At 44.2% G+C, this 21,340-nt stretch carries 21 protein-coding genes; 12 read left to right on the top strand and 9 right to left on the bottom strand.

Annotated features, from left to right (window positions below; all coding sequences use genetic code 11):
- Complete coding sequence (locus AC07M6_RS03860) at positions 1–1,305, bottom strand: NAD(P)/FAD-dependent oxidoreductase (RefSeq protein ID WP_494887598.1); 1,305 nt, start codon at positions 1,303–1,305, stop codon at positions 1–3.
- A gap of 136 nt (positions 1,306–1,441) precedes the next feature.
- Between AC07M6_RS03860 and AC07M6_RS03855 the strand changes: the two genes are divergently transcribed.
- Positions 1,442–2,401, top strand: coding sequence for an alpha/beta fold hydrolase (locus tag AC07M6_RS03855; protein ID WP_494887597.1), 960 nt, complete (start codon positions 1,442–1,444; stop codon positions 2,399–2,401).
- Between the two features lie 3 nt (positions 2,402–2,404).
- On the opposite strand, the gene AC07M6_RS03850 is transcribed toward AC07M6_RS03855, so the two are convergent.
- On the bottom strand, positions 2,405–5,314 hold the full coding sequence (locus AC07M6_RS03850) for a M56 family metallopeptidase (protein WP_494887596.1): 2,910 nt from the start codon (positions 5,312–5,314) through the stop codon (positions 2,405–2,407).
- Positions 5,311–5,679, bottom strand: a complete 369-nt coding sequence (locus tag AC07M6_RS03845) for a BlaI/MecI/CopY family transcriptional regulator (protein ID WP_494887595.1) — start codon at positions 5,677–5,679, stop codon at positions 5,311–5,313. The genes AC07M6_RS03850 and AC07M6_RS03845 overlap by 4 nt, the downstream gene beginning before the upstream one ends.
- Positions 5,680–6,012: 333 nt before the next feature.
- On the opposite strand from AC07M6_RS03845, the gene argB reads away from it, so the two are divergent.
- From argB to AC07M6_RS03830, 3 genes are read left to right on the top strand one after another with little or no spacing between them, the layout of a single operon-like run.
- On the top strand, positions 6,013–6,804 hold the full coding sequence (gene argB / locus AC07M6_RS03840) for an acetylglutamate kinase (RefSeq protein WP_494887594.1): 792 nt from the start codon (positions 6,013–6,015) through the stop codon (positions 6,802–6,804).
- 3 nt (positions 6,805–6,807) lie between these two features.
- Complete coding sequence (proC, locus tag AC07M6_RS03835; RefSeq protein WP_494887593.1) at positions 6,808–7,620, top strand: pyrroline-5-carboxylate reductase; 813 nt, start codon at positions 6,808–6,810, stop codon at positions 7,618–7,620.
- 47 nt (positions 7,621–7,667) lie between these two features.
- On the top strand, positions 7,668–9,050 hold the full coding sequence (locus tag AC07M6_RS03830; RefSeq protein WP_494887592.1) for an aspartate kinase: 1,383 nt from the start codon (positions 7,668–7,670) through the stop codon (positions 9,048–9,050).
- Between the two features lie 72 nt (positions 9,051–9,122).
- Here the strand turns inward: AC07M6_RS03830 and AC07M6_RS03825 are convergent, their stop codons facing one another.
- The gene (locus AC07M6_RS03825) at positions 9,123–10,139 is read right to left on the bottom strand and encodes a threonine aldolase family protein (protein WP_494887591.1); all 1,017 of its coding nucleotides are present in this window, start codon (positions 10,137–10,139) and stop codon (positions 9,123–9,125) included.
- Between the two features lie 66 nt (positions 10,140–10,205).
- Between AC07M6_RS03825 and AC07M6_RS03820 the strand changes: the two genes are divergently transcribed.
- Entirely contained in the window at positions 10,206–10,862 is a 657-nt protein-coding gene (locus AC07M6_RS03820) for a hypothetical protein (protein ID WP_494887590.1), read from the top strand.
- Between the two features lie 5 nt (positions 10,863–10,867).
- Here AC07M6_RS03820 and AC07M6_RS03815 read toward each other — a convergent pair whose 3' ends face one another.
- Positions 10,868–12,094 (bottom strand): glycosyltransferase family 87 protein, encoded by a 1,227-nt coding sequence (locus AC07M6_RS03815; RefSeq protein ID WP_494887589.1) that lies wholly within the window; start codon positions 12,092–12,094, stop codon positions 10,868–10,870.
- A gap of 91 nt (positions 12,095–12,185) precedes the next feature.
- Positions 12,186–13,400 carry a BaiN/RdsA family NAD(P)/FAD-dependent oxidoreductase gene (locus AC07M6_RS03810; protein WP_494887588.1) on the bottom strand — a complete coding sequence of 405 codons (1,215 nt, stop codon included), beginning with the start codon at positions 13,398–13,400 and terminating at the stop codon, positions 12,186–12,188.
- Between AC07M6_RS03810 and AC07M6_RS03805 the strand changes: the two genes are divergently transcribed.
- On the top strand, positions 13,399–14,037 hold the full coding sequence (locus AC07M6_RS03805; RefSeq protein ID WP_494887587.1) for an NADH-quinone oxidoreductase subunit A: 639 nt from the start codon (positions 13,399–13,401) through the stop codon (positions 14,035–14,037). The genes AC07M6_RS03810 and AC07M6_RS03805 overlap by 2 nt on opposite strands.
- Positions 14,027–14,506 carry an NADH-quinone oxidoreductase subunit B gene (locus AC07M6_RS03800; RefSeq protein ID WP_494887586.1) on the top strand — a complete coding sequence of 160 codons (480 nt, stop codon included), beginning with the start codon at positions 14,027–14,029 and terminating at the stop codon, positions 14,504–14,506. The genes AC07M6_RS03805 and AC07M6_RS03800 overlap by 11 nt, the downstream gene beginning before the upstream one ends.
- Here AC07M6_RS03800 and AC07M6_RS03795 read toward each other — a convergent pair.
- The gene (locus AC07M6_RS03795) at positions 14,503–14,859 is read right to left on the bottom strand and encodes a hypothetical protein (protein ID WP_494887585.1); all 357 of its coding nucleotides are present in this window, start codon (positions 14,857–14,859) and stop codon (positions 14,503–14,505) included. The two genes, AC07M6_RS03800 and AC07M6_RS03795, sit on opposite strands and share 4 nt — an antisense overlap.
- 474 nt (positions 14,860–15,333) lie before the next feature.
- On the opposite strand from AC07M6_RS03795, the gene AC07M6_RS03790 reads away from it, so the two are divergent.
- Positions 15,334–15,801: a hypothetical protein gene (locus tag AC07M6_RS03790; RefSeq protein WP_494887584.1), complete on the top strand. Its 468-nt coding sequence runs from the start codon at positions 15,334–15,336 to the stop codon at positions 15,799–15,801.
- A 76-nt stretch (positions 15,802–15,877) separates the two neighbouring features.
- Here the strand turns inward: AC07M6_RS03790 and AC07M6_RS03785 are convergent, their stop codons facing one another.
- On the bottom strand, positions 15,878–17,341 hold the full coding sequence (locus AC07M6_RS03785) for an isocitrate/isopropylmalate family dehydrogenase (RefSeq protein WP_494887583.1): 1,464 nt from the start codon (positions 17,339–17,341) through the stop codon (positions 15,878–15,880).
- A gap of 212 nt (positions 17,342–17,553) precedes the next feature.
- Between AC07M6_RS03785 and AC07M6_RS03780 the strand changes: the two genes are divergently transcribed.
- Both AC07M6_RS03780 and purE read left to right on the top strand, forming a co-directional pair.
- A complete protein-coding gene (locus AC07M6_RS03780; protein ID WP_494887582.1) occupies positions 17,554–18,693 on the top strand; it encodes a 5-(carboxyamino)imidazole ribonucleotide synthase in 1,140 nt (379 codons plus the stop codon).
- A gap of 136 nt (positions 18,694–18,829) precedes the next feature.
- Positions 18,830–19,336, top strand: a complete 507-nt coding sequence (purE, locus tag AC07M6_RS03775) for a 5-(carboxyamino)imidazole ribonucleotide mutase (RefSeq protein ID WP_494887581.1) — start codon at positions 18,830–18,832, stop codon at positions 19,334–19,336.
- A gap of 106 nt (positions 19,337–19,442) precedes the next feature.
- Here the strand turns inward: purE and AC07M6_RS03770 are convergent, their stop codons facing one another.
- Positions 19,443–20,006 carry a YqgE/AlgH family protein gene (locus AC07M6_RS03770; protein ID WP_494887580.1) on the bottom strand — a complete coding sequence of 188 codons (564 nt, stop codon included), beginning with the start codon at positions 20,004–20,006 and terminating at the stop codon, positions 19,443–19,445.
- Positions 20,007–20,099: 93 nt separating this feature from the next.
- Here AC07M6_RS03770 and pdxH point away from each other — a divergent pair, with 93 nt between their 5' ends.
- Both pdxH and AC07M6_RS03760 read left to right on the top strand, forming a co-directional pair.
- Positions 20,100–20,747 carry a pyridoxamine 5'-phosphate oxidase gene (gene pdxH, locus AC07M6_RS03765; protein WP_494887579.1) on the top strand — a complete coding sequence of 216 codons (648 nt, stop codon included), beginning with the start codon at positions 20,100–20,102 and terminating at the stop codon, positions 20,745–20,747.
- Positions 20,744–21,241 carry an NADH-quinone oxidoreductase subunit C gene (locus AC07M6_RS03760; RefSeq protein WP_494887578.1) on the top strand — a complete coding sequence of 166 codons (498 nt, stop codon included), beginning with the start codon at positions 20,744–20,746 and terminating at the stop codon, positions 21,239–21,241. The genes pdxH and AC07M6_RS03760 overlap by 4 nt, the downstream gene beginning before the upstream one ends.
- Positions 21,242–21,340: the final 99 nt, after the last annotated feature.

Here is a 21,340-nt window from a genome sequence, read left to right as displayed (position 1 = left end):
TTATTTAGACGCTTCGTCTACCTGCATCTTTTCAGTATTAAAGCCGCGAACAATCAAACGGTTATCGCTATCCTTATTAAAATAATTAATGGCCCAGCTAAAAAAAACGATCAGCTTATTACTAAAACCTGCCAGCGAAAGCAGGTGGACAAACATCCACAGCAACCAGGCAAAAAATCCCTGGAAGTGCAAATGCCCAATATCGGCCACAGCCCTGTTACGGCCCACCGTGGCCATGGTGCCTTTATCAAAATATTTAAAAGGCAGGGCCGGCCGGCCATTAATAATATTAATTAAGTTTTTAGCCAGGTGTTTGCCTTGCTGCATGGCTACGGGGGCAACGCCGGGCAGGCCTTCGGGCAGTTTATCGGTTATCATAGCGGCCACATCGCCGATAGCAAATATGTTTTGGTAACCTTCTACCCTGCTGATATCGTCGGTTTTTATACGGGTACCACGGGTAAGCGGCGCATCGGCAAGGCCTTCGGGCATTTCGCCCCGTACGCCTGCCGCCCAAAATACATTACGCGTTTTTATCACGGTGCCGTTATCAATGGTTAAAACAAGCCCATCGTAATGATCAACATGCACGCTGTTGATCACCGTTACGCCCCTGTCGGTTAAAAACTGTTTTGCCTTGCACGATGCACCTTCACTCATAGCCGCCAGTAGTTCCGCTTTACCCTCGGCCAGGTAAACTTTCATATCTTCCAGGCACAAACCGGGGTAATCCTTACATAAAATGTGCATCCGCATTTCGGCCAATGCGCCCGAAAGCTCTACACCTGTTGGTCCGCCGCCTACCACCACAAAGGTTAGCAATGCCTGCTTTTCTTCAGGGTCTTTGGTTATCAATGCCTTTTCCAGGTTTTGCAGTATCAGCGAACGCAGGTTAAGCGCTTCGGGCAGGTTCTTCATGGGCATGGCATTGCGCTCTAATTCTTCGCTGCCAAAAAAGTTGGTATTTGCCCCGGTAGCTACTACCAGGTAATCGTACTTAATATCGCCGATATTGGTATTCAGGATATTAGTTTCCGGATTGATCTTTTTTACATCGGCCATCAGGAATGTAAAATTCCTTTGCCCGGCAAAGATACGACGGATAGGGAAAGCTATCGAATCGCCCTCGAGCGCGCCCATGGCTACCTGGTATAATAGGGGCTGAAAAGTATGGTAGTTGTGCTTATCCAGCAGGATAACCTCAACCGGTGCTTTTTTTAAGTTTTTAGCTACTTGTATGCCGCCGAAGCCGCTGCCAATAATAACAATGCGTGGGGTCCCTGCGGTAGTATTTATCAGATCCATAGATATATTAACGGTAATAACCGCTGGTAATTAATTGTAATAATAAGGTAATATCGTTTGCTTATGTTTTCAATAATAGCAAATTTAGGTAGATTAAGCGCCGGTTTATTAATTTAGCTAATTGATTTACATTGAGATGAAAGTACGATACCCCCTGATGCTCCTCCTTTTTTTAACTATTGCCGCTTGCGGGCAGATTAGACCGGTAGACAGTAAAACCGATGGCAAATACGTACGCGTGAACGGCGCCAAACTTTGGGTAGTAACCGTTGGCGAAGGCGACCCGATCATTTTTATTCCCGGCGGGCCGGGTGGTACGCACCTTGGTTTGCGCAGTTTCGACCCGCTGGCGCAAAACCATCACCAGCTGATCTATTTTGATGCTTTTGGCCGCGGCAAATCAGATACTGCGCTAAATGTTGCCGAATACACGCTTAACCGCGATATTGAAGACATTGAAGGCTTGCGTAAAGCTTTAAAGCTGGATAAGATCTCGGTACTGGGGCACTCGTACGGTGGCGTGGTAGCCCAGGGTTACGCCATTAAATACCCCGAACATTTGAGCCATTTAATACTGGCCAATACCTTCCATAGCTTTTTGATGTGGCAGGAGAATGATGATAACTCTAACCACGAGATTAAAACCAACTACCCCGATGTTTGGAACGAACTGATGAAGATCAGGGAGAAAGGCGCGGTTTCCAGCGATGCCAAACACCAGGAAATCTATGGACGCGTGCCTTACGGCTTCCTTTATGCTTATAACCCTTCCAAATTTGAAGGGCGGGGCAATAACGATTATCCTAATCCGAACAATACCAAACTCTACTACCAAATGGTAGGCAAGGACGGCGATTTTATTGTGGGCAGTGATATCGGCTCCTTCGATTACCGTAAACAGTTGAAAGACCTGAAAATGCCGGTACTTATTTTGGCAGGGCGGTACGACCGTGTGGCCGTACCCTGGATGATGGTTAAATTTAAACAGTACTGCCCGCAAGCCGAGTTTGTGATGTTTGAACGATCGGGCCATAACCCGCAGGTGGAAGAACCTACACGTGAGTTTTCGGTGATTAATGCGTTTTTGGCGAGATAAAGGTTAATTATTTTCTTTAATATATTGCACCGATCCGTTATTGAACGCGGTAAGTTTGTTAGTATCCATAAACAAGGTGATCGAATCCGCGGTTAATGTTGTGTGTTCTTTTTCATTCTTAGCAATGGCCGCACCCTGATAAATTTTAGTTTTAGGATCAACCCGTCCGCTGGCAATTATCTTACGGTTCTTCTCATCTACAATAATGTGCGCAGCATTTAAGCGCACATCACCGTAGGTTAAATCTACCCTGCCATAAAAGTGATTTACTTTATTTTTAGTATCAAAATGTCCCGAATCGGCTGTAAATAATTTAAGAGTAGGTTTATCCACCTTATTCGGAACGACAGCCGCTTGCTTTACCTCTTCATAAAATTTATTAAACTGCTCGGGGTTTTTAATACCATAATCTTTAATATCAGTACTGATAGCTACCCAATCTTTTACCATGTATTCTTTATTGCCTCTTTTTACTTCGTGTACAAAGCGCAGGCGCACATGGTCGCCCTGTGATATATTGCCCATCGCCGGCGCGTCAGGTTTAAAGCTCAGGTTAAATTTGTAGCCGTTAACAGTTTCAAACAAAGCTGTTTTCCATTTGCCGTTAGGATATTTCACAATGTTGCTTATCTGTCCATCAGCAAAGCGTACTTTATTAGCTTCGTATAAAAATGGATAGTCTGGTATTTTATCAGCCTCGGCCAATTGGAATATTTTTACGTTATTTTTCGTAATAAAGGCCGGGGAAATATTGATGAGGTGATCTTTCCCAAACGCGCCGCTAAATATTTTCATTTGTATCTCATCGCCCACCTTTAACAGGCTGTTTAATTGTTTTAACTGACCGTACGATGTTGCTAAAACATAATCATTACCATTATAACTGATCAGGAAGCCCGTACTCCAGCCCATATTTTTACCATCTATTTTATCCTTTATCTTCACCGTAACTGTTTTACCGCCCGAAATATCCGCCATTTGTTTTTGCTTTGTTTTATAATCATCTGTTTGGCGGTATTCATCAAATGTCTGGCGGTTTTTTTCGCGTTGTTCTATTTGTTTTGGGGTGCCTTTCTGGCGATATTTGGGTTTAATTGTAGTATCAATAAGTGTACTGTTAGTAACATTTGTTTTAAACATAAATGGCACGGCATAATTTCCATTCTTTGGAAGTTTATTGCGATTAAAATTTGCGCGATTATTATCAAATACCAGTTTCGAGGTTCTATCAGGATTAAGCTTAATAATAGCGGCCTCATCATAAAATTCGCCATCAATAAATACACCTGCGGTATCTGTGGTACCTAAGTTAGCGGAGGCTGAAGAACCGTTTGATAACGTGAATGTTATTTTATCATAATTGGTGCCGTCTGCATGTTGAAAATGTGTCCTTTTAAAGAACCGTGGTTGCGCAGTAGTTGCTACTCCTATCGCATCCTTTAATTTTTGCTGCAAATTTTCAAAGTTAAATGCCGCCTCGTAACCATCCAGATTTTGCTGATAACCCATTTTACGCAGCACAGAAAAATATTGGGCGTTGGTAGCCCCTACACCCAATGATGATGATTTAGCAGTTACAGCAGTGGGTGCTATTTTGCTAAACTCATCCTCGTTATAAAGCTTACCATCTACTAAAAAGGCAACTTTACCATTATGCGAAATTTTAGAGGAAGCCTTCGCACCGCTTTCCAATGCAATAATCACTTTATCATAAACACTGCCGTCAGCATTTTTTTGGGTAATACGGGTGTAAAGCTGGTGCTGAGGCGCCGATCGTTCCACAGCCAGGTTTTCTTTTTCCAAATCATCCATATAAGTGATGTTGCCATTTTTTGTATCAATAACAACTACACCATCGTAATACAATTTACCTTTCACATCCACGCTCTCACCAGGATAGGTGATATAAGTGGTTTTAATACACGATTTACTTATTTTATACAGCACATCTTTAGCATAAAACTTACCGTCAATCAGCACCGCCGTGTTTTTACCGGCTTTATCAATCCCTTCAATAACGCTGTATTTATTGTCATTACTTTTTAGCCGGGCAAAGGCCAGGCAACTGATCAGTACCACGGGCACTACCAGTACGTAAACTATCTTTTTCATATTTGTGGAGGGTTGGTTAAATAACATGGTGATGCGCTTCTTAAGCGGCACTTTGCTAAAGTTGTGGTATAACATGCCCTGCCCGGCTACCGAAAGGTGGAGCAAGAGATTGGCATAGTTATGTTTATCTGTATCGCGGGCTATGGCCCGGTCAACTTCAAACTCGTGGTTCTCTTCTACCGATCGTGCATACAGGTAAATGAATGGATTAAACCACAGGATGATCTGCGCTATTTTAACAATGATACGATCTACCGAATGATACAACTTTACGTGCAGCATCTCGTGCGCGATGATCTGCTGCATTTCATCAGCGCTTAGTTCGTCCTCGTTCAGGAAGATATAATTGAGGAATGAACCATTGGCTATCTTTTTATTCCCGCTCAGGATATTCACGTTGCCTACTTTGGTAATTCGTTTACCTTTCAACCTTTTAAAGAAAGCTATCAGGGTTATCATTAAATGACCGCTTAATGCCAAAACTGCTGCCAGGTAGGTAAACTTTAATATCGTGCCCCAATGGATAGGTTCGGGGGCTATAATTGTGGCGTGGGTTACCCGCGGGGCAACTTGCACTTTAGGCGCATATACATATACTACCTGCTCTACCACACCGGTATATACGTGCGGTTGGCTAACCGGTATTTTTATTAGCGGTATTACAAAACTTAATATCACCGTGATTAGCAAGTACCACCTGTTGGTTACAAAAAAAGTAAGCCGGTTTAAAAACAGGTAGTAAAACAGGTAAAAAACAGCCGTACAAGCTGTTACCTGTAGCAGGTAAATAATACTGGTCATTTTGCTTTGTTTTTGTTGATGATATCTTTGATCTTGTTCAGGTCGTCTTCACTCAGTTGCTGCTCTTTCACCATAAAGCTAAAAAGGCTTTCGGCCGAGTTATCAAAATAACCGGAGAAGATTTTTTTGAACGAGGCCTTACGGTACTCGCTTTTACTGATGGCCGGGAAATACTCGTAAGTTTTACCATAGGCTTTGTAGTTGACATAACCCTTCTTCTCCAGCAGGCGCACTACTGATGATATGGTATTGTATGGTGGCTTGGGATCGTCGGGCAATGCGTCAATAATATCCTTAACAAAGCATTTTTTCAGCTGCCATAAAATGTGCATTACGCGCTCTTCGGTTTTGGTTAACTCTTCCATAAATCAAACCTATAACTTATTTTTCAGTTTTACAACTATATTTTACGTTATATAACGTTTTTATCAGTTACTTAATTTAATTAACTGATAATCAATGAAATAATTTCAACCACAGCGATCACGGAGATTCTCACAGAGGTCACAGAGGCATAGTTCTATAGCACATCCATGGTAAAATATTAAATAAAACTCTGTGAACTTTGTGGTTTCCCTCTGTGAACTCTGTGGTTAAATTCTCCCCGTCGCCATCCTATTCTCTACTAAATCAGTAGAATTTTAATTTGATATCCCCGTTTTTGCTTCGTTTTCTCTATTTTCGCAGCAATTAAAATCATGCAATCGCTATACATCATTAAAATTGGCGGGAATGTTATCGATAATTCCGAAAGCCTGCACAAGTTTTTAAAGGACTTCACCGCGTTGAAGGGCTATAAAATACTGGTGCACGGTGGCGGCAAGGTGGCTACGCAGCTATCTGAAAGCCTGGGTATTGAAGCCAAACTGGTGGATGGCCGACGGGTTACCGATATTGAAACGCTACGCGTGGTTACCATGGTTTACGGCGGCTTAATCAATAAAAACATAGTGGCCCAGCTACAGCGCTATGGCAGTAACGCGATAGGATTAACCGGTGCCGACGGCAATTTTATTAAGGCTAAAATACGCCCGGTTAAAACCATAGATTATGGCTTTGTAGGCGATCTGGATGATGATTCGGTAGATGCACAAGGCATCAGTCGTTTACTGGAAGCCGGCTTCACCCCTGTTTTCAGCGCGTTGACGCACGATGGCGAGGGACAAATGCTGAATACCAATGCCGATACCATAGCTTCGGCTCTGGCGGTTGGTTTATCGGCTTTATATACCACTACGCTGATCTACTGCTTTGAGAAAAAAGGTGTCTTGAAAGATATTGACGATGAGGATTCATTGATCAGAGAGATCAATCCCGAGCGTTACGACGAATTAAAAGCCGCCGGGATCATCCACAGCGGGATGCTGCCCAAGTTGGATAATGCCTTTAAGGCGATAGATTTTGGGGTACAGGCCGTCATCATTGGTCATGCCGATGATTTGGGCAAACTGAATAGTGATAATACCTTTGGTACACGATTATTAAAATAAACCATGAGCACATCAAACATAGCCGTTTTAGGCAGCGGTAATATCGGCTTATCCTTAGCTAAAGGATTAGTGAAGGCCGGTATTTACCAACCGGCACAAATTACATTAACACGCCGTAATGTGGCCGCCCTATCCCCTTTAAAGGATATCGGCTACCAAACCACCGGCAACAATGCCGAAGCCGTAAGCGGCGCTACTATTATTGTATTAGCCATTTTGCCACAGCAGTTAAATAAACTGCTGGACGAGATTAAACCAGCTATCGATCCGGCTAAACATTTGCTGATCTCGGTAGTATCGGGCGTAAGCTGCCAGGATATCCGCAAGTATCTGGCTTTAGATGTGCAGGTAGTGCGCGCAATGCCCAATACGGCTATAGCTATTGGCCAAAGCATGACTTGTATTGCTACCGATACCGCAACGGATGCTAATATCAGCCTGGTTACCTCGCTTTTTGATACCGTTGGGGTAAGCATCCGCATTAACGAAGAGCTGATGACATCGGCTACGGCTTTATGTGCCTGTGGTATCGCATTCTTTTTGCGCTCTATCCGCGCGGCATCGCAGGGGGGTACCGAAATTGGCTTCCACGCGCACGATGCTTTAAAAATGGCAGCCCAAACAGCCAAGGGCGCGGCCGATCTGCTGTTACAGCTATCATCGCACCCCGAGCAGGAAATTGACAAGGTTACATCGCCGAAAGGCTGTACCATTGCCGGCCTGAACGAGATGGAGCATAACGGTTTTAGTTCGGCCATGATCAAGGGCATTAAAACATCGGCCGAAAAGGCGGGAATACTTTATAAACAGTCCTAAATAAAATCAATAATTCAATCCTTCGATAATTCAATAATTGAAATAAAGTGTTTACAGTAGAGAAAATAGGCGGCACATCTATGAGTGCCCTGAAAGACGTTATCAATAACATTATCCTTTATAACCGTACCGGCGACGAACTATATAACCGCATTTTTGTGGTTTCGGCATTTTCGGGCGTTACCAATTTGTTGCTGGAAAATAAAAAGACCGGCGAACCTGGCGTGTATCACAAACTGGCCCAATACCAGGATTTCCACAAACCTTTAAAAGACCTTGTAGTAAAGCTAAAAGAGATCAATAAACAATATGTTCCGCTGGGTTTGGACTTGGCTGTGGCCGATGCGTTTATTGAAGAGCATATCCACGGCGCACAAAAGTATCTGGAAAACCTGTCGAATATACTGGCATCAGGTTATGTAAGTAAGGATGGCATTTTACAGGCTGCCCGCGAGATCCTGGCTTCTATCGGCGAAAGCCACTCGGCTTTTAATTTTACCAATATTTTGCAAAATATGGGTATTAACGCCACGTTGGTTGATTTGAGCGGCCTGCACGACCATCGCTCCTACACCATCGATCAGCGGATTAAGCATGCTTTTAAAGGCATTGAGTTTGAAAAAACCATTTGCATAGTAACGGGCTACGTAAAGGGTACCGAAGGCATTATGCGCGAATTTGACCGGGGCTACAGCGAGGTTACCTTCAGCAAAATTGCCGAGGAACTGAAACCTGCCGAAGCGATTATCCATAAAGAATACCACCTCTCTACTGCCGACCCCGGCATTGTGGGTTTGGAGAATTGCCACCCGGTAGGTAATACCAATTATGATATTGCCGATCAGTTAGCTGATGTAGGTATGGAAGCTATCCATCCCAAGGCATCAAAACCTTTAGAGATAAACGGCATTAACCTGCGGATTAAAAACACGTTTGAGCCGGCACATGCGGGTACCCTGATCACCAAGGATTTTATTTGCGAAACCAAGCGTGTGGAAGTAATTACCGGTACCGATAAACTGGTGCTGATTGATGTATACGACCCGCTGATGGTAAGCAACGTAGGTTCGGATTTAAAGATCATGCAGATCTTTTTTGATCATAGCGTAAGTTATATTTTTAAAGCCACCAGCGCCAATAGTATCTCTATTGTTATCTGGGAGCGCGATTTTGATAAAAAACTGATCAACGAACTGGAGGACAGTTTTGAGAAAGTAACGGTAGAAAAAACCGCCATGGTTTGCATGCTGGGCACCAATATGGATCAGCCGGGCTTGCTGGCCCGCGCCGCAGCAGCGTTAACCGAGGCAGGTATCAATATCCAAAGCGCCGGTTTTGCCCTGCGTAAGGTAAATATCCAGTTCCTGGTAGCACGTGAGCATTTTAAAAGCGCGGTGATAGCGCTGAATAAGGCAATGTCTGACCGTTAATGCTATAACTGAGCATATTGACATAGCACCTTCCCTCCCTACTGGAATGGTGCTATGTCTTCTATTTAACCTTTAAGACAGGCTTTTTAAAACCCCTGCTGTATATTCTACCTGTGCTGGATGGATATCCAGGTGCAATACAAAGCGGATACGGTTAGGGCCTGTTGGCAGGCACATGATGCCTTTATCACCCAATTTTTTTATGATACTATCGGCGGGTTCTTTAGTATCAAACAATACAATATTGGTATCGGCAGGTAGTACATTGGTTACCCAGCTGCATTTGGCCAATTCTTCGGCTAAGATCCGTGCGTGGGTATGGTCTGTCTTTAAACGCTCCACATGGTTATCCAGCGCGTAAATTCCCGCGGCAGCTAAAAACCCGGCCTGGCGCATGCCGCCGCCTAATACTTTGCGGATACGGCGTGCATATTTAATGGTAGCAGTATCGGCTAAAAGTACCGACCCTACCGGAGCGCCTAAACCTTTTGATAAACAGACAGAGATCCCATCAAAGTATTTACCGTAATCCGCCGCCTTATCGCCGGTGTTGGCTAAAGCATTAAATATACGGGCGCCATCCAGGTGCAGCTTCAGGCCTTTTTGTTTACACAGATTGGCAATGGGAGCAATATCATTTAATGTATAGCAACTGCCGCCACCCTTGTTCACCGTGTTTTCCAATACTACTAAACTGGTATGCGGGAAATGGATGTTCTCGGCATTAATCTCGGGCGCTATCATTTCGGCGGTAATGCGGCCACGGTCACCATCCAGCAAACGGGTAGATACCCCCGAATTAAAGGCAATGCCCCCACCCTCGTAACGGTAAACGTGCGCCGTTTGGTCGGCTATCAATTCATCCAGCGGCTGGGTAAAGCACTTAATGGCTATCTGGTTGGTCATAGTACCCGAAGGACAGAAAATACCGGCTTCCATGTCAAACATCGCGGCTGCTTTGGCTTCCAGGGCATTCACGGTTTCATCCTCACCAAAAACATCATCGCCTACTTTGGCATTCATCATGGCCTCGAACATGCCGGGCGTAGGTTTAGTAACGGTATCGCTACGTAAATCAACAGTTGTCATAAATATTAAAAAAGTACGTTATTTGTGTTAACTATGGTACGTCCAATTTTAATCATTTTATTTTTAATGCTGACTTTCGTATCAGCAAAATCACAAAAATTCCAGCCCGGCTTTTTTATCGACAGGCGCGATCAAAAAGTAGATGGATTTATCCGCATCAACCCATCGGGCAAGGCCCCCATTAAAGATGAAGGCTTTATTGTTTATAAGGATAACCCCAAAGGAACCGAAACCCGGCTAAGCGCCAGCGATATTAAATGCTTTGTTGTTGGGCAGGATAGCTTTGTAGTGGCCCATGCCCCCCATAACACTACCTGGACCGCCCAGGAACTTGATTTTGTGAAAGTAGTTTTAAATGAAGAAGTGAAACTGTACGTTATTAATGGCGGCGGTACGGGCGGTGGCGGCAGTGGCTTTAGTTTCCACCCCGGTATATCCATTGGTGCGGGCGCAGGTGGATATGGCGGTTTTGGCGGCGGCATCGGCACCTCCATTGGCGGCGGCGGCAACCAGGGCAAAAACGCGAAAGTTACTTATTACTACGGCGTCAATACTGCCGAAATGAACCAGCTTACCCCCGAAAACTTTAATGATGCCATGAGCGATATTATGGGCGACGAGGAAAAAGCGCTGGAAGCTATCCGCAGCGGAAAGTTCACCGTAGGCAATATTAACGGCCTCATCACTTACTTTAAGCAATTAAAAGCAGCACGGCATCCTTAACGGCATTAAGCGGTAGCCAGGTTATTATCCTGCGGCTGATCAAGCAAATTGTAATAATTATTTCCTTCGGGCTTGTTAGTTTCTTTTACCGCTAAGTTTGTAAATATCAACTCGTAAGCAATCATAAACCACACGGCTATGCATGGCCAGGCCTTCATGTAATAGTCGCTGATGATCTCTTCGCGGATATATTTAGGGAAAGCATCAGTTAAACCCAGCCCGGTTATTACCAACAATAAAACCAGCAGTATAATATTACGCCGGGTAAATGGCTTATCCTGCAAAAATATCCATAGCATAGCCCCGGCCACAGCAATAATGTAGGTTGGATGTTCGGACCCTGTACTGAAAAGCACTACCGTAAGCAGGGCTGATGCTAACACACGTAAGCGAAAGTTTGCAGATTCAAACTGATTAAACCGCAATAAAGGCAACCCGAATACCAGTGCGCCGAACATTAAAAACGGCAGGTTAGGTAAATATGGGTTACCGGCAATACGGCGGCAAACACCCATAAAGGAGATATCCTGCGAGGCACCAAAACCAATATTCTGACTATTTTTTTCTACCAGCGAGTGGTACCAGTCGTTATAAGATTGCACAATGAAATGGGGACTGGATATGGCCATAGGCAGCACAAAGAACAGCGCGAACCACATGACAGAGGTAGCAATAAACCTGCCTTTATTTTTAGAGAACATAAAGAACGCCAAACCAATGATGGGATATAATTTTATCATAGCCCCTAAAACAATAAACAGCGTTGCCCAGCCATCCTTACCCTTGTTAACCAATACAAAGCTGAAAATAATAAAAGCAGTAATAATGGGATTGAACTGGATATTATGTACCGAATTGGCAAACTCTATACTGCAAAACAGCAGGATGAGCATTTTTATTTTATTAGATAACGGCAGCAAGTGCACCGCCCAAAGTAATAACACCGCATTTATCAGGCTCCAAAATAAAAGTCCCCAGCCATCGGTCATTAAAGCAAATGGGGCAACAACCATACTAAATACCGGCCCGTAATGATTGGAATCATAATATTCGGCCGGATAAAGTCGATATAGATTGGTTTGAGCCTGGGTATGATAATACACCTGCTTAAATATCAGGTAATTGTTATACCTGTTGGGTTCATACTTGTAATACGCGCAGAAAGCAGCCACTGCAATCCATAGCACGCACACCAATCTATAGTTGGTTAAAAAGGGGAATTTCTTTGTCATGCAACAAAAGCGTTACAAAGATAATATCCCTTTAATAATTTGCAATACCTATGGCGGGTATTTTCTTAATTGACAATATTATTACATTAAACTATAAGTTTTGAGCAATAACAAAGCCACTTGCCCAGGCCCACTGAAAATTATAGCCCCCAAGCCAGCCAGTAACATCCACACACTCCCCGCCAAAAAACAAGCCGGGAATTTTTTTAGATTCCAGCGTACGCGATGATAACTCATCTGTTGAAACCCCGCCCCGCATTACCTCGGCTTTATCATAGCCCTTATCACCCGCAGGCTTTACTTTAAACTGGTGGATCAGGTTGCTGATACTTTCCAGTTCCGCTTTGTTCAGCGATGCCAGGTTTTTATCGGCAGGTAAATGAGCGCTGATTGCATCCGCAAATTTGCGGGTGAATAAATTAGAAATTAAGGCCAGCAAAGGTTTTTTTCCATTTAGTTTACGCTCTTGCTCAATCAGTTCAACAATATTTTGATGAGGCAGCAAGTCCATCATCATACTTTCGCCCGGCCGCCAGTACGATGATATTTGCAGGATAGCCGGTCCGCTTAATCCCCAATGGGTAAACAGGATATTTTCCTCAAAGCTTGCCCTGTCGTTCCACACCCTGCAAAAAATACTATTGCCGGATAATTGCTCGTACCAGGGCTGATCTTTGCCTGTAATGGTTAAGGGCACCAATGCCGGTGCTGTTGGTACAATCTCCATATTAAATTGGCGGGCCACACGCAGGCCAAAATCGGTTGCGCCCATTTTGGCAATAGGCAGGCCGCCGCTGGCTATAACTACCCGTGGCGCTTTTATTTCGGCTGGTTTACCATTCCTTTCGTAGCTGATAGTAAACCCTCCATCGGTGGCTTCAATATGCTTCACTTCGGTATCGCACCAGATCTCCTGCCCCATATCATCACACAAATTGGTAAATACGTTTACCACGTCGCGCGCCTTATCGCTTTCGGGGAAGAGCTGGCCTAAGGTTTTCTCCTTGCCGGTGATACCGTAGGTTTCAAAAAAGCTGATGGTATCCTCTACCGTCCACTGCGCAAAGGCTGATTTACAAAAATGCCCGTTCGCTGAAATAAATTGCTGCGGCGAGCTATACAGGTTGGTATAATTACAACGCCCGCCGCCGCTAATCAGGATCTTGGCGCCTACCTTATCGTTCTTTTCCATTACCAGCACGCGCTTGCCTAAAAAGCCGGCTTGTACGGCGCACATTAACCCGCAGGCGCCGCCGCCAATTATTATGGCATCAAAGTGGGATGGATTTATTAAATTTGCTGTCATGAGCGAAGTTTCGCAAATATCAGAATTTGGAAAGATATTGGTCTTTATAATTACCGGATTTGTTTTGGTGGCCGTAACCCTGTTTGCAGGTAAGCTGGTGGCGCCAAATAATCCTAACCCAGAGAAGCTAACATCGTACGAGTGCGGCGAGGAACCTACCGGCAGCGCCTGGATTCCTTTTAACCCGCGGTTTTATGTTATAGCGCTGATATTCTTGCTGTTTGATGTGGAGATGGTATTTATTATCCCCTGGGCTACCATATTTGGCAGTCATGAACTGATAGCTGCCGATGCCCGCTGGGGTAAGCTCACACTGATAGAGATGTTCATTTTTATGGGTATCCTGATACTGGGTTTAGTATACGTTTGGCGCAAAGGCGACCTGAACTGGATAAAACCCAACCCCGAAATACCGCATACCGGTGTAATCATCCCATCATCTTTATATGATAAACTGAATGCCGAACAGGGTAATTATACGGTGAAAGAGTTTTCGGCGTTAACACAGAAAGAAGCTGCCAGTTCGTTGACTGCTGCTACAAGTGCCACTGAACCAATTGCAACTGCAACCACCCCGCCGCCTATACGCAAGCCCATGTTTAAACCAACTTTTAAAAAGCCGGAAAATGAATCCTGAAAGCATGAACGAAAGCGGTGGTATAATGGTCACCAAATTGAACGACCTGATGAACTGGTCGAGGTTATCATCATTATGGCCCTTAAGTTTTGGTATTGCCTGCTGCGCGATAGAAATGATGGGATCGATGGCGTCTACCTACGATCTGGATCGTTTTGGTGTGTTCCCACGCCCGTCCGCGCGCCAGGCAGATGTGATTATTATTGCAGGTACCGTTACCTTTAAAATGGCCGAACGCATTAAACGTCTGTACGAGCAAATGCCCGAGCCTAAATACGTGATCAGCATGGGCTCCTGCTCCAACTGCGGCGGGCCTTACTGGCAGCACGGTTACCATGTGGTAAAAGGCGTTGACCGGGTGATCCCCGTTGATGTTTATGTGCAGGGTTGCCCCCCGCGCCCCGAGGCTTTAATAGGCGCTATTTTGGAATTACAGAAGAAGATTGAGGGCGAGCGGTTGGTAGGTTAATTCGGATTAATTTCATATTTCTGATCTGCATACTTGGCTCTTTGTTGAATTATATAGTTTAGCATCTGTTGCAGCAGGAAGGAATCCCAATCAGTTAAAAAGTAAAGGCTTTTATTCAATTTGGCGTTATCTACATGCCTTATCACAAAATAAGTTATATACTCTTTTAATTGTATTTTATCCCATGAAAGGAATTCTTTTTCGTCCCACCTTAGGCCATCTTTGTTAAATTCTACACCACTGATATATAAGGTTTCACCGTTGCTGAAGCGATCTGATATATCAACCATATCAGGGTGAAACAAGTTTTCCCAAACGGCATTAATCAATTCATGGTATTTATTAGCATACAATTCCTTTTTAATTCCGTAATAACTTGAAAAACTAAGGGGTATAACAGCCCCATTATCTAATTTTAGTTCAATTTTGAAGTGTTTCCCTATTGGAAAATAAAGACCTTTTATCCATTTAATGCCAAATCGCAGAGAAATGATCTTTTCTTTAGGGATTTCTGTTTTCGCATTTTTAAAAGCATCATCGGTTATGATAAAAGCATGATCATCGAAATGATAATTTTTCCCTTTTCAGAAAAAAGTTTAGGTATCTGTATAATTGTTTGGGCACACATATTCTAAGAGCAATTTAAGGAAATTTTGTGGATTAGTAAAAAGGGGGCGATGTCATTTTGTGATTCGGAACCTCTTGCTTAAACGCTACTCTCATCCCCCTTATAGGGTGATTTTCACATATTTCCCTATCGATTTTTAGTCATGATTATGATTTTTAAGGTTTTTAATTATCTTTAAAAAGCTTTAACCCAAACTATTATGACGGTCCGAATCAGAAATCAAGGTATTATCAAATATATATTATTAACCTGGCTGCTTTGCGGCACATTGGATGCGTTATCGGCCATTGTCCTTAACCCGCAGGTTCCGGTCGCTGCGATATTTAAATATATTTCAAGCGGATTTTTTGGGCGGGCTGCTTTTACGGGCGGAACCGAAATGATTGTTTACGGTGTGCTGTTCCATTACTTCATCGCGTTAATATTTACAGCGATACTTTTTAGAACTTATCCATTTTTTATTGGCTTGCTGCGCAATAAAATTATACTGGCCTTTGTATTCGGCCTCCTGATATTCGCTATTATGAATTTTATTGTGGTGCCCTATTTAAGCCATATCCCCGTGAGGCCTATGAAACTGACCGGTGTGCTCAAAAATATGGCCGCGTTAATTGTGGCCTTCGGCTTCCCGATAGTGTTTATAGCGGATAGGTATTATAGAGATTAGTTAATCAGTGATTAGAGATTAGTTCAAATATTAAAGAAAACTAATCTCTAATTAACCAATCTCTAATCACCAAGACTTACTGCCCCTGCGCCAGCGTATACCCTATTTTACCCCCAAAGTTCATCAGGAATTCAACCGAGCAAACCTTTACCTCTTCGGATAGGTCGGCGGCTATGTGCAATATCTCTTTTTGTTTGATCTGGCGGCCGGCTTTTTTCTCAAAACGGATGCGGTATTCGTTCACCAGTTCGGTATAGATAGAGCCGGTTGGCCATACCTGTGTACCGCGGTTGGATATCATCACCAGATCGAAGTTATCATTAAACCTTAAGCTCTTTTTAGCTACTTCGGCCAGTTCATCCGGCTGCACGTTCGATTCAACAAAAACGTCTACCCCTATCATCTCTTCCACAATCCCTTTGGTAGCAGTCAGTTTATTTTTGATCAGGTGCTCGTGAATATCTTCGCTTACTTCAAAACTGGTATCTTCAAACACACCGCCATCGGCAGGCACTTTACCCAGGTTAGCGATAATGGCATCGGCAAATTCATTCGTGTTTGATGCCGGGACAGACTTATCGCCGAAATCGCCGGTATGTACGCCCTGCTCTAATGTATAAAGCAAAGCATTTTCAATAGCCGCCGCGTTTGACGCGTAACCCAAATAACGCAGCATAGAAATACCCGATAGCAAAAGTGCCGTAGGGTTAGCGATACCCCTGCCTGCAATATCGGGCGCAGTACCGTGTACAGCTTCAAAAATGGAAATATTATCGCCAATGTTGGCTGATGGCGCGAAGCCTAATCCGCCTACCAAACCGGCGCAAAGGTCGGATACGATATCGCCCTGCAGATTGGTCAGTACAATAGCCTGGAACATTTCCGGGCGCGATACCAGCTTCATGCACAGGTCGTCCACAATAATATCGGTGGCCTCTATTTCAGGATATTCCTTAGCTATATCCTGGAAAACTTCCAGAAACATGCCATCGGTCAGTTTCATGATATTGGCTTTGTGCGCGCAGGCCAGCTTGGTATAACCTTTACGCTTAGCCATCTCAAAAGCATAACGGATCACCTGGGCCGATCCCGGGCGTGTGATGATCCGGCGGCCAACGGCAACATCATAAGTCAGCAGGTGTTCAATACCCCCGTAAGTATCTTCAATATTTTCGCGGATGATAGTTAAGTTGATCGGGATCCCAGCTTTAGAGAAAACAGTATTAACACCGTTCAGCGTACGGAAATCGCGCTGGTTAGCATAGGTATTCCAAACTTTGCGGGCAGTTACGTTAATACTTTTTACACCTTTGCCTTTTGGGGTTTCCATGGGGCCTTTAAACAGCAGGCCTAAGGTTTCGATAGTTTCCTTGGCCTGGTCGGTCATCCCTGTTGAATGGCCGGCATCGAAATAGGACTTGCCCATTTCAACAAACTCATAGGTTAATTTAACATCGTTGGCCTTAAATATCCGGAGCACGGCGTCCATAATTTCCGGGCCGATACCGTCGCCCTTAGCTACCGCTATTTTAGTTTTCATTCAGTATGCTTTATTTCTGATAATACTATGCAAACATACAATTTTCAGGCTTGTTTTAAGGATTTTGAGCCTGATAAAAGTCAAATAATTATCATATAACGCGGCTTTTAACCATATGTGTACACATCACACTAAGAATATACCTTTTTTGAATTAGCAAATAATACTTTTAGGCTTTTTAAAAGATTTGGGCTAAACTTGCATCATCAACAATGAAAGCATTTTACGGAGACCTTAAACTTGGCATTTTAGGCGGCGGCCAGCTTGGCCGTATGCTTATTCAGCAGGCTATAAATTATAACGTAACGGTTAAAGTATTAGATCCGGATCCGGAAGCGCCATGCCGTAAACTGTGCGACGAGTTTACTACCGGGTCATTAGGCGATTACGAGACGGTTTACAACTTCGGTAAAACAGTTGATTTGCTGACTATCGAGATCGAGAAGGTTAACGTAGACGCCTTAGAGCGGCTGGAAAAAGAAGGTGTGGTAGTTTATCCGCAACCGCGTATTATCCGCCTGATACAGGATAAGGGCCTGCAGAAACAGTTTTTTAAGGAGAATGATATCCCTACGGCCGATTTCCAGATCGTTAACTCGCTGGAGCAATTAAAGCAAAGCCATATCCCCTTTCCGTATATTCAAAAACTGCGCCGCGACGGTTACGATGGTAAAGGCGTTTACAAAGTAATTGACGCGACGTACCTGGCTAAAGCATTTACCGAACCCAGTTTGGTAGAACGCTGGATTGATTTTGAAAAGGAAATAGCCGTAATAGTTGCCCGTAATGCCGATGGCGAGGTAAAATGCTTCCCCATGGTTGAGATGGAATTTAACCCCGAAGCTAATTTGGTGGAATTCCTGATCGCGCCCTCTACCCTTCCGTTTGAGATACACCAGGAAGCCGAAAATATTGCCAAACGCATTGCCGAAAGCCTGAAGGTAGTTGGCCTGCTGGCCGTTGAGATGTTTTTGGACAAACATGGCCGAGTGCTGGTAAATGAGTTAGCCCCGCGCCCTCACAACAGCGGGCATCAAACTATTGAAGGTAATACCGTATCGCAATTTGAACAGCACCTGCGCGCTATATTTAACCAGCCATTAGGCAATACCGACTGCCTGAACAACGCTATTATGGTAAACGTTTTAGGCGAAGCGGGTTATGAAGGCCCGGCTGTATACCAGGGGATTGAGAAAGTATTGAACCAGCCGGGGGTTTATATCCACCTGTATGGAAAGGCTATTACCAAGCCGTTCCGCAAAATGGGGCATGTAACTATTGTGGATGCGAACAGGGAAAAAGCGATTGAGAAAGCAAGATTTGTGCAGGAGACTTTGAAAGTGATTGCATAACCGACTTGTCATTGCGAGGTACGAAGCAATCGCGAACTATGCATGACCGCTCTTTGGGTGTGCGATTGCTTCGTACCTCGCAATGACATAGTATATACAATTAGATATTTTCACTATGGACTATGAACCATCAACTATGAACCAACCAAAAGTAGGCATCATTATGGGCAGCAAATCAGACCTGCCGGTAATGCAGGATGCCGCCGATGTTTTAAAGGAACTGGGCGTTGAATACGAAATCACCGTGGTATCGGCGCACCGCACGCCCGATCTGATGTTCAGTTACGCCCGTGCCGCTGCCGATCGTGGCCTGAAGGTTATTATAGCCGGTGCTGGTGGCGCCGCGCATTTACCGGGAATGGTAGCGTCGTTAACGCACTTGCCTGTAATTGGGGTGCCTGTAAAATCAAGCAACTCTATCGACGGATGGGATTCGGTTTTATCTATACTGCAAATGCCAAATGGTATTCCGGTGGCAACCGTGGCGCTTAATGCCGCTAAAAATGCGGGGATATTGGCGGCCCAGATCTTAGCCACCTCGGATATCGTGATCACCAGCGCTTTAATTGAATTTAAAGATCAGCTCAAACAAAAAGTAGAAGCATCGGCAAAGGAAATGCGCGATGAAGGGTTAGCGGGGTAAGTCGTTAGTCTGAAGTTCTAAGTCTGAAGTTCTAAGTCTTAAGTCTGCATCTCCAATTTAAGACTTTCGACTTTCGACTTCAGACCTAGGACTTCTGACTTAAGACTCAATTCAAAGTCGGGTTCTCCGGGAAATTGGCGATATGCGCGTAACGTTGTCCCAGGCTAATCACTACCTGCTTCCATAAGTTATGTTCGGCATCGGCAAAAACCGTATCAGTAGTAAATTTATTAGCTACAATCCAGGTATCTTCCTGCAATTCATTATCCAACTGGCCAGCCGTCCAGCCCGAGTAGCCGGTAAAGAACTTGATCTCGTCGGTATTCAGCTGGTAATTATTAATGAGTGTTTTAACGTTGTCAAAATCGCCTCCCCAGTAAATTCCGTTCCATATCTCCAGCCCGCCTTCAATTTTTTCGGGACAGCGGTGGATAAAGTGCAGGGTATCGGCCGCCACCGGTCCTCCGTTATAAACCGGTATCTCCGAATAGGAAACATCAGGCAACAGGTCGCCCAGCAAATTCTCGCTTTGGTGGTTCAACACAAAGCCAACGGCGCCTTCCTCGTGGTATTCGGTCAGTAAAATAACCGAGCGCTTAAAATTAGGATCCATCATAAATGGTTCCGAGATCAGTAACCGTCCAACAGCTGCGGGAATAGAACTTAGCATATTATAGAAATTAAAAACACTAAAATAATGATTAGTTTGGTCAAAATGACCTATATCATATATACGGTATAATTAATTTGTAAGTTTGCAGCAATGAACAACGAGGAATTACAGAATTTAAGGAACGACTATAGCGCTGCCACACTTACAGAAAAGGAAGTAAAGCAGGACCCCATTAACCAGTTTGACAAGTGGTTTAACGATGCCATCACCGCCAATGTGAACGAACCCAACGCCATGACCCTGGCAACTGCTACTACCAACGGACATCCATCGGCACGTATTGTGTTACTGAAGGGCTTTAACAAAGAGGGCTTTATGTTTTATACCAATTACCTGAGCCGTAAGGGAAAGGAAATGGCGAAGAACCCTTTGGTATCGGCCGTATTTTTTTGGCCGGAGTTAGAGCGCCAGGTACGTATTGAAGGTATTATAGAGAAACTTGACCGCGAACAAAGCGAAGCTTATTTCCATAGCCGCCCCAAAGCCAGTCAACTGGGTGCGGTAGCGTCGGCGCAAAGCCAGGAAATTGTTGGCCGTAAAGATCTGGAAGCTAAAATGGCCGAATTGGAAATTGAATTTGCCGATAAAGAAGTGCCCAAACCATCGTATTGGGGTGGCTACATCATTAAACCACGTTTGGTAGAATTTTGGCAGGGACGCAGCAGCCGCCTGCACGACCGGATTGTTTATAAAAAAATCGATAACAAAAACTGGAAAATAGTTCGCCTTGCACCATGATGCTTGCTGAAATAAAACAATTACTGACCAATAAATTTGGCGACCAGGTAATTGCCGGCGAAGAACTAACCGGCCTGCAACCTGCTTTGCTGATTAATCCGGATGATATTGCCAAAGTTTGCCTCGAGCTAAGGGATAACCCGGCAACCTATTTTGATTTCCTGAGTTGTTTAAGTGGCGTAGATTATGGCCTGGAAGCCGGTCGCTTTGGTGTGGTGTATCATTTAGCTTCTATCCCCTATCAAACACAATTGGTGCTTAAGGTTAGTAAAGAGCATGATCGCACAGGCGATGCCCTGCCTCATTTCCCAAGTATTGTTTCGGTATACCGATCGGCCGACTGGCACGAGCGCGAAGCTTACGAATTGATAGGGATTTACTTTGAAGGCCACCCCGATATGCGAAAGTTGCTGTTGCCTGATGATTGGGAAGGTTACCCTTTGCGTAAAGACTATCAAACGGCTGAATATTATAAAGGAATCAAGATAGATTAATTGAAACTAAGCAACAGCTACCATTGCTATGTCGAACACCATATTACCAATATATAACGAAGCTTTAGATCGCTATAACCAAAAGATAGCCCACGCGGC

The sequence above is a fragment of the Mucilaginibacter sp. GW821-FHT07H05 genome (assembly GCF_059418485.1).
Note: the sequence above shows the minus strand (reverse complement) of the source record. Positions and strands in the feature narration are given on the sequence as shown.

What these genes read in the sequence shown, in the direction of transcription:
- AC07M6_RS03770 (WP_494887580.1), bottom strand. Translation starts at nt 20,006, where the DNA reads ATGCTAAGTTCTATTCCCGCAGCTGTTGGACGGTTACTGATCTCGGAA.
- AC07M6_RS03790 (WP_494887584.1), top strand. Translation starts at nt 15,334, where the DNA reads ATGACGGTCCGAATCAGAAATCAAGGTATTATCAAATATATATTATTA.
- AC07M6_RS03800 (WP_494887586.1), top strand. Translation starts at nt 14,027, where the DNA reads ATGAATCCTGAAAGCATGAACGAAAGCGGTGGTATAATGGTCACCAAA.
- AC07M6_RS03810 (WP_494887588.1), bottom strand. Translation starts at nt 13,400, where the DNA reads ATGACAGCAAATTTAATAAATCCATCCCACTTTGATGCCATAATAATT.
- argB (WP_494887594.1), top strand. Translation starts at nt 6,013, where the DNA reads ATGCAATCGCTATACATCATTAAAATTGGCGGGAATGTTATCGATAAT.
- AC07M6_RS03815 (WP_494887589.1), bottom strand. Translation starts at nt 12,094, where the DNA reads ATGACAAAGAAATTCCCCTTTTTAACCAACTATAGATTGGTGTGCGTG.
- pdxH (WP_494887579.1), top strand. Translation starts at nt 20,100, where the DNA reads ATGAACAACGAGGAATTACAGAATTTAAGGAACGACTATAGCGCTGCC.
- proC (WP_494887593.1), top strand. Translation starts at nt 6,808, where the DNA reads ATGAGCACATCAAACATAGCCGTTTTAGGCAGCGGTAATATCGGCTTA.
- AC07M6_RS03860 (WP_494887598.1), bottom strand. Translation starts at nt 1,305, where the DNA reads ATGGATCTGATAAATACTACCGCAGGGACCCCACGCATTGTTATTATT.
- AC07M6_RS03780 (WP_494887582.1), top strand. Translation starts at nt 17,554, where the DNA reads ATGAAAGCATTTTACGGAGACCTTAAACTTGGCATTTTAGGCGGCGGC.
- AC07M6_RS03820 (WP_494887590.1), top strand. Translation starts at nt 10,206, where the DNA reads ATGCTGACTTTCGTATCAGCAAAATCACAAAAATTCCAGCCCGGCTTT.
- purE (WP_494887581.1), top strand. Translation starts at nt 18,830, where the DNA reads ATGAACCAACCAAAAGTAGGCATCATTATGGGCAGCAAATCAGACCTG.
- AC07M6_RS03805 (WP_494887587.1), top strand. Translation starts at nt 13,399, where the DNA reads ATGAGCGAAGTTTCGCAAATATCAGAATTTGGAAAGATATTGGTCTTT.
- AC07M6_RS03825 (WP_494887591.1), bottom strand. Translation starts at nt 10,139, where the DNA reads ATGACAACTGTTGATTTACGTAGCGATACCGTTACTAAACCTACGCCC.
- AC07M6_RS03845 (WP_494887595.1), bottom strand. Translation starts at nt 5,679, where the DNA reads ATGGAAGAGTTAACCAAAACCGAAGAGCGCGTAATGCACATTTTATGG.
- AC07M6_RS03855 (WP_494887597.1), top strand. Translation starts at nt 1,442, where the DNA reads ATGAAAGTACGATACCCCCTGATGCTCCTCCTTTTTTTAACTATTGCC.
- AC07M6_RS03785 (WP_494887583.1), bottom strand. Translation starts at nt 17,341, where the DNA reads ATGAAAACTAAAATAGCGGTAGCTAAGGGCGACGGTATCGGCCCGGAA.
- AC07M6_RS03850 (WP_494887596.1), bottom strand. Translation starts at nt 5,314, where the DNA reads ATGACCAGTATTATTTACCTGCTACAGGTAACAGCTTGTACGGCTGTT.
- AC07M6_RS03760 (WP_494887578.1), top strand. Translation starts at nt 20,744, where the DNA reads ATGATGCTTGCTGAAATAAAACAATTACTGACCAATAAATTTGGCGAC.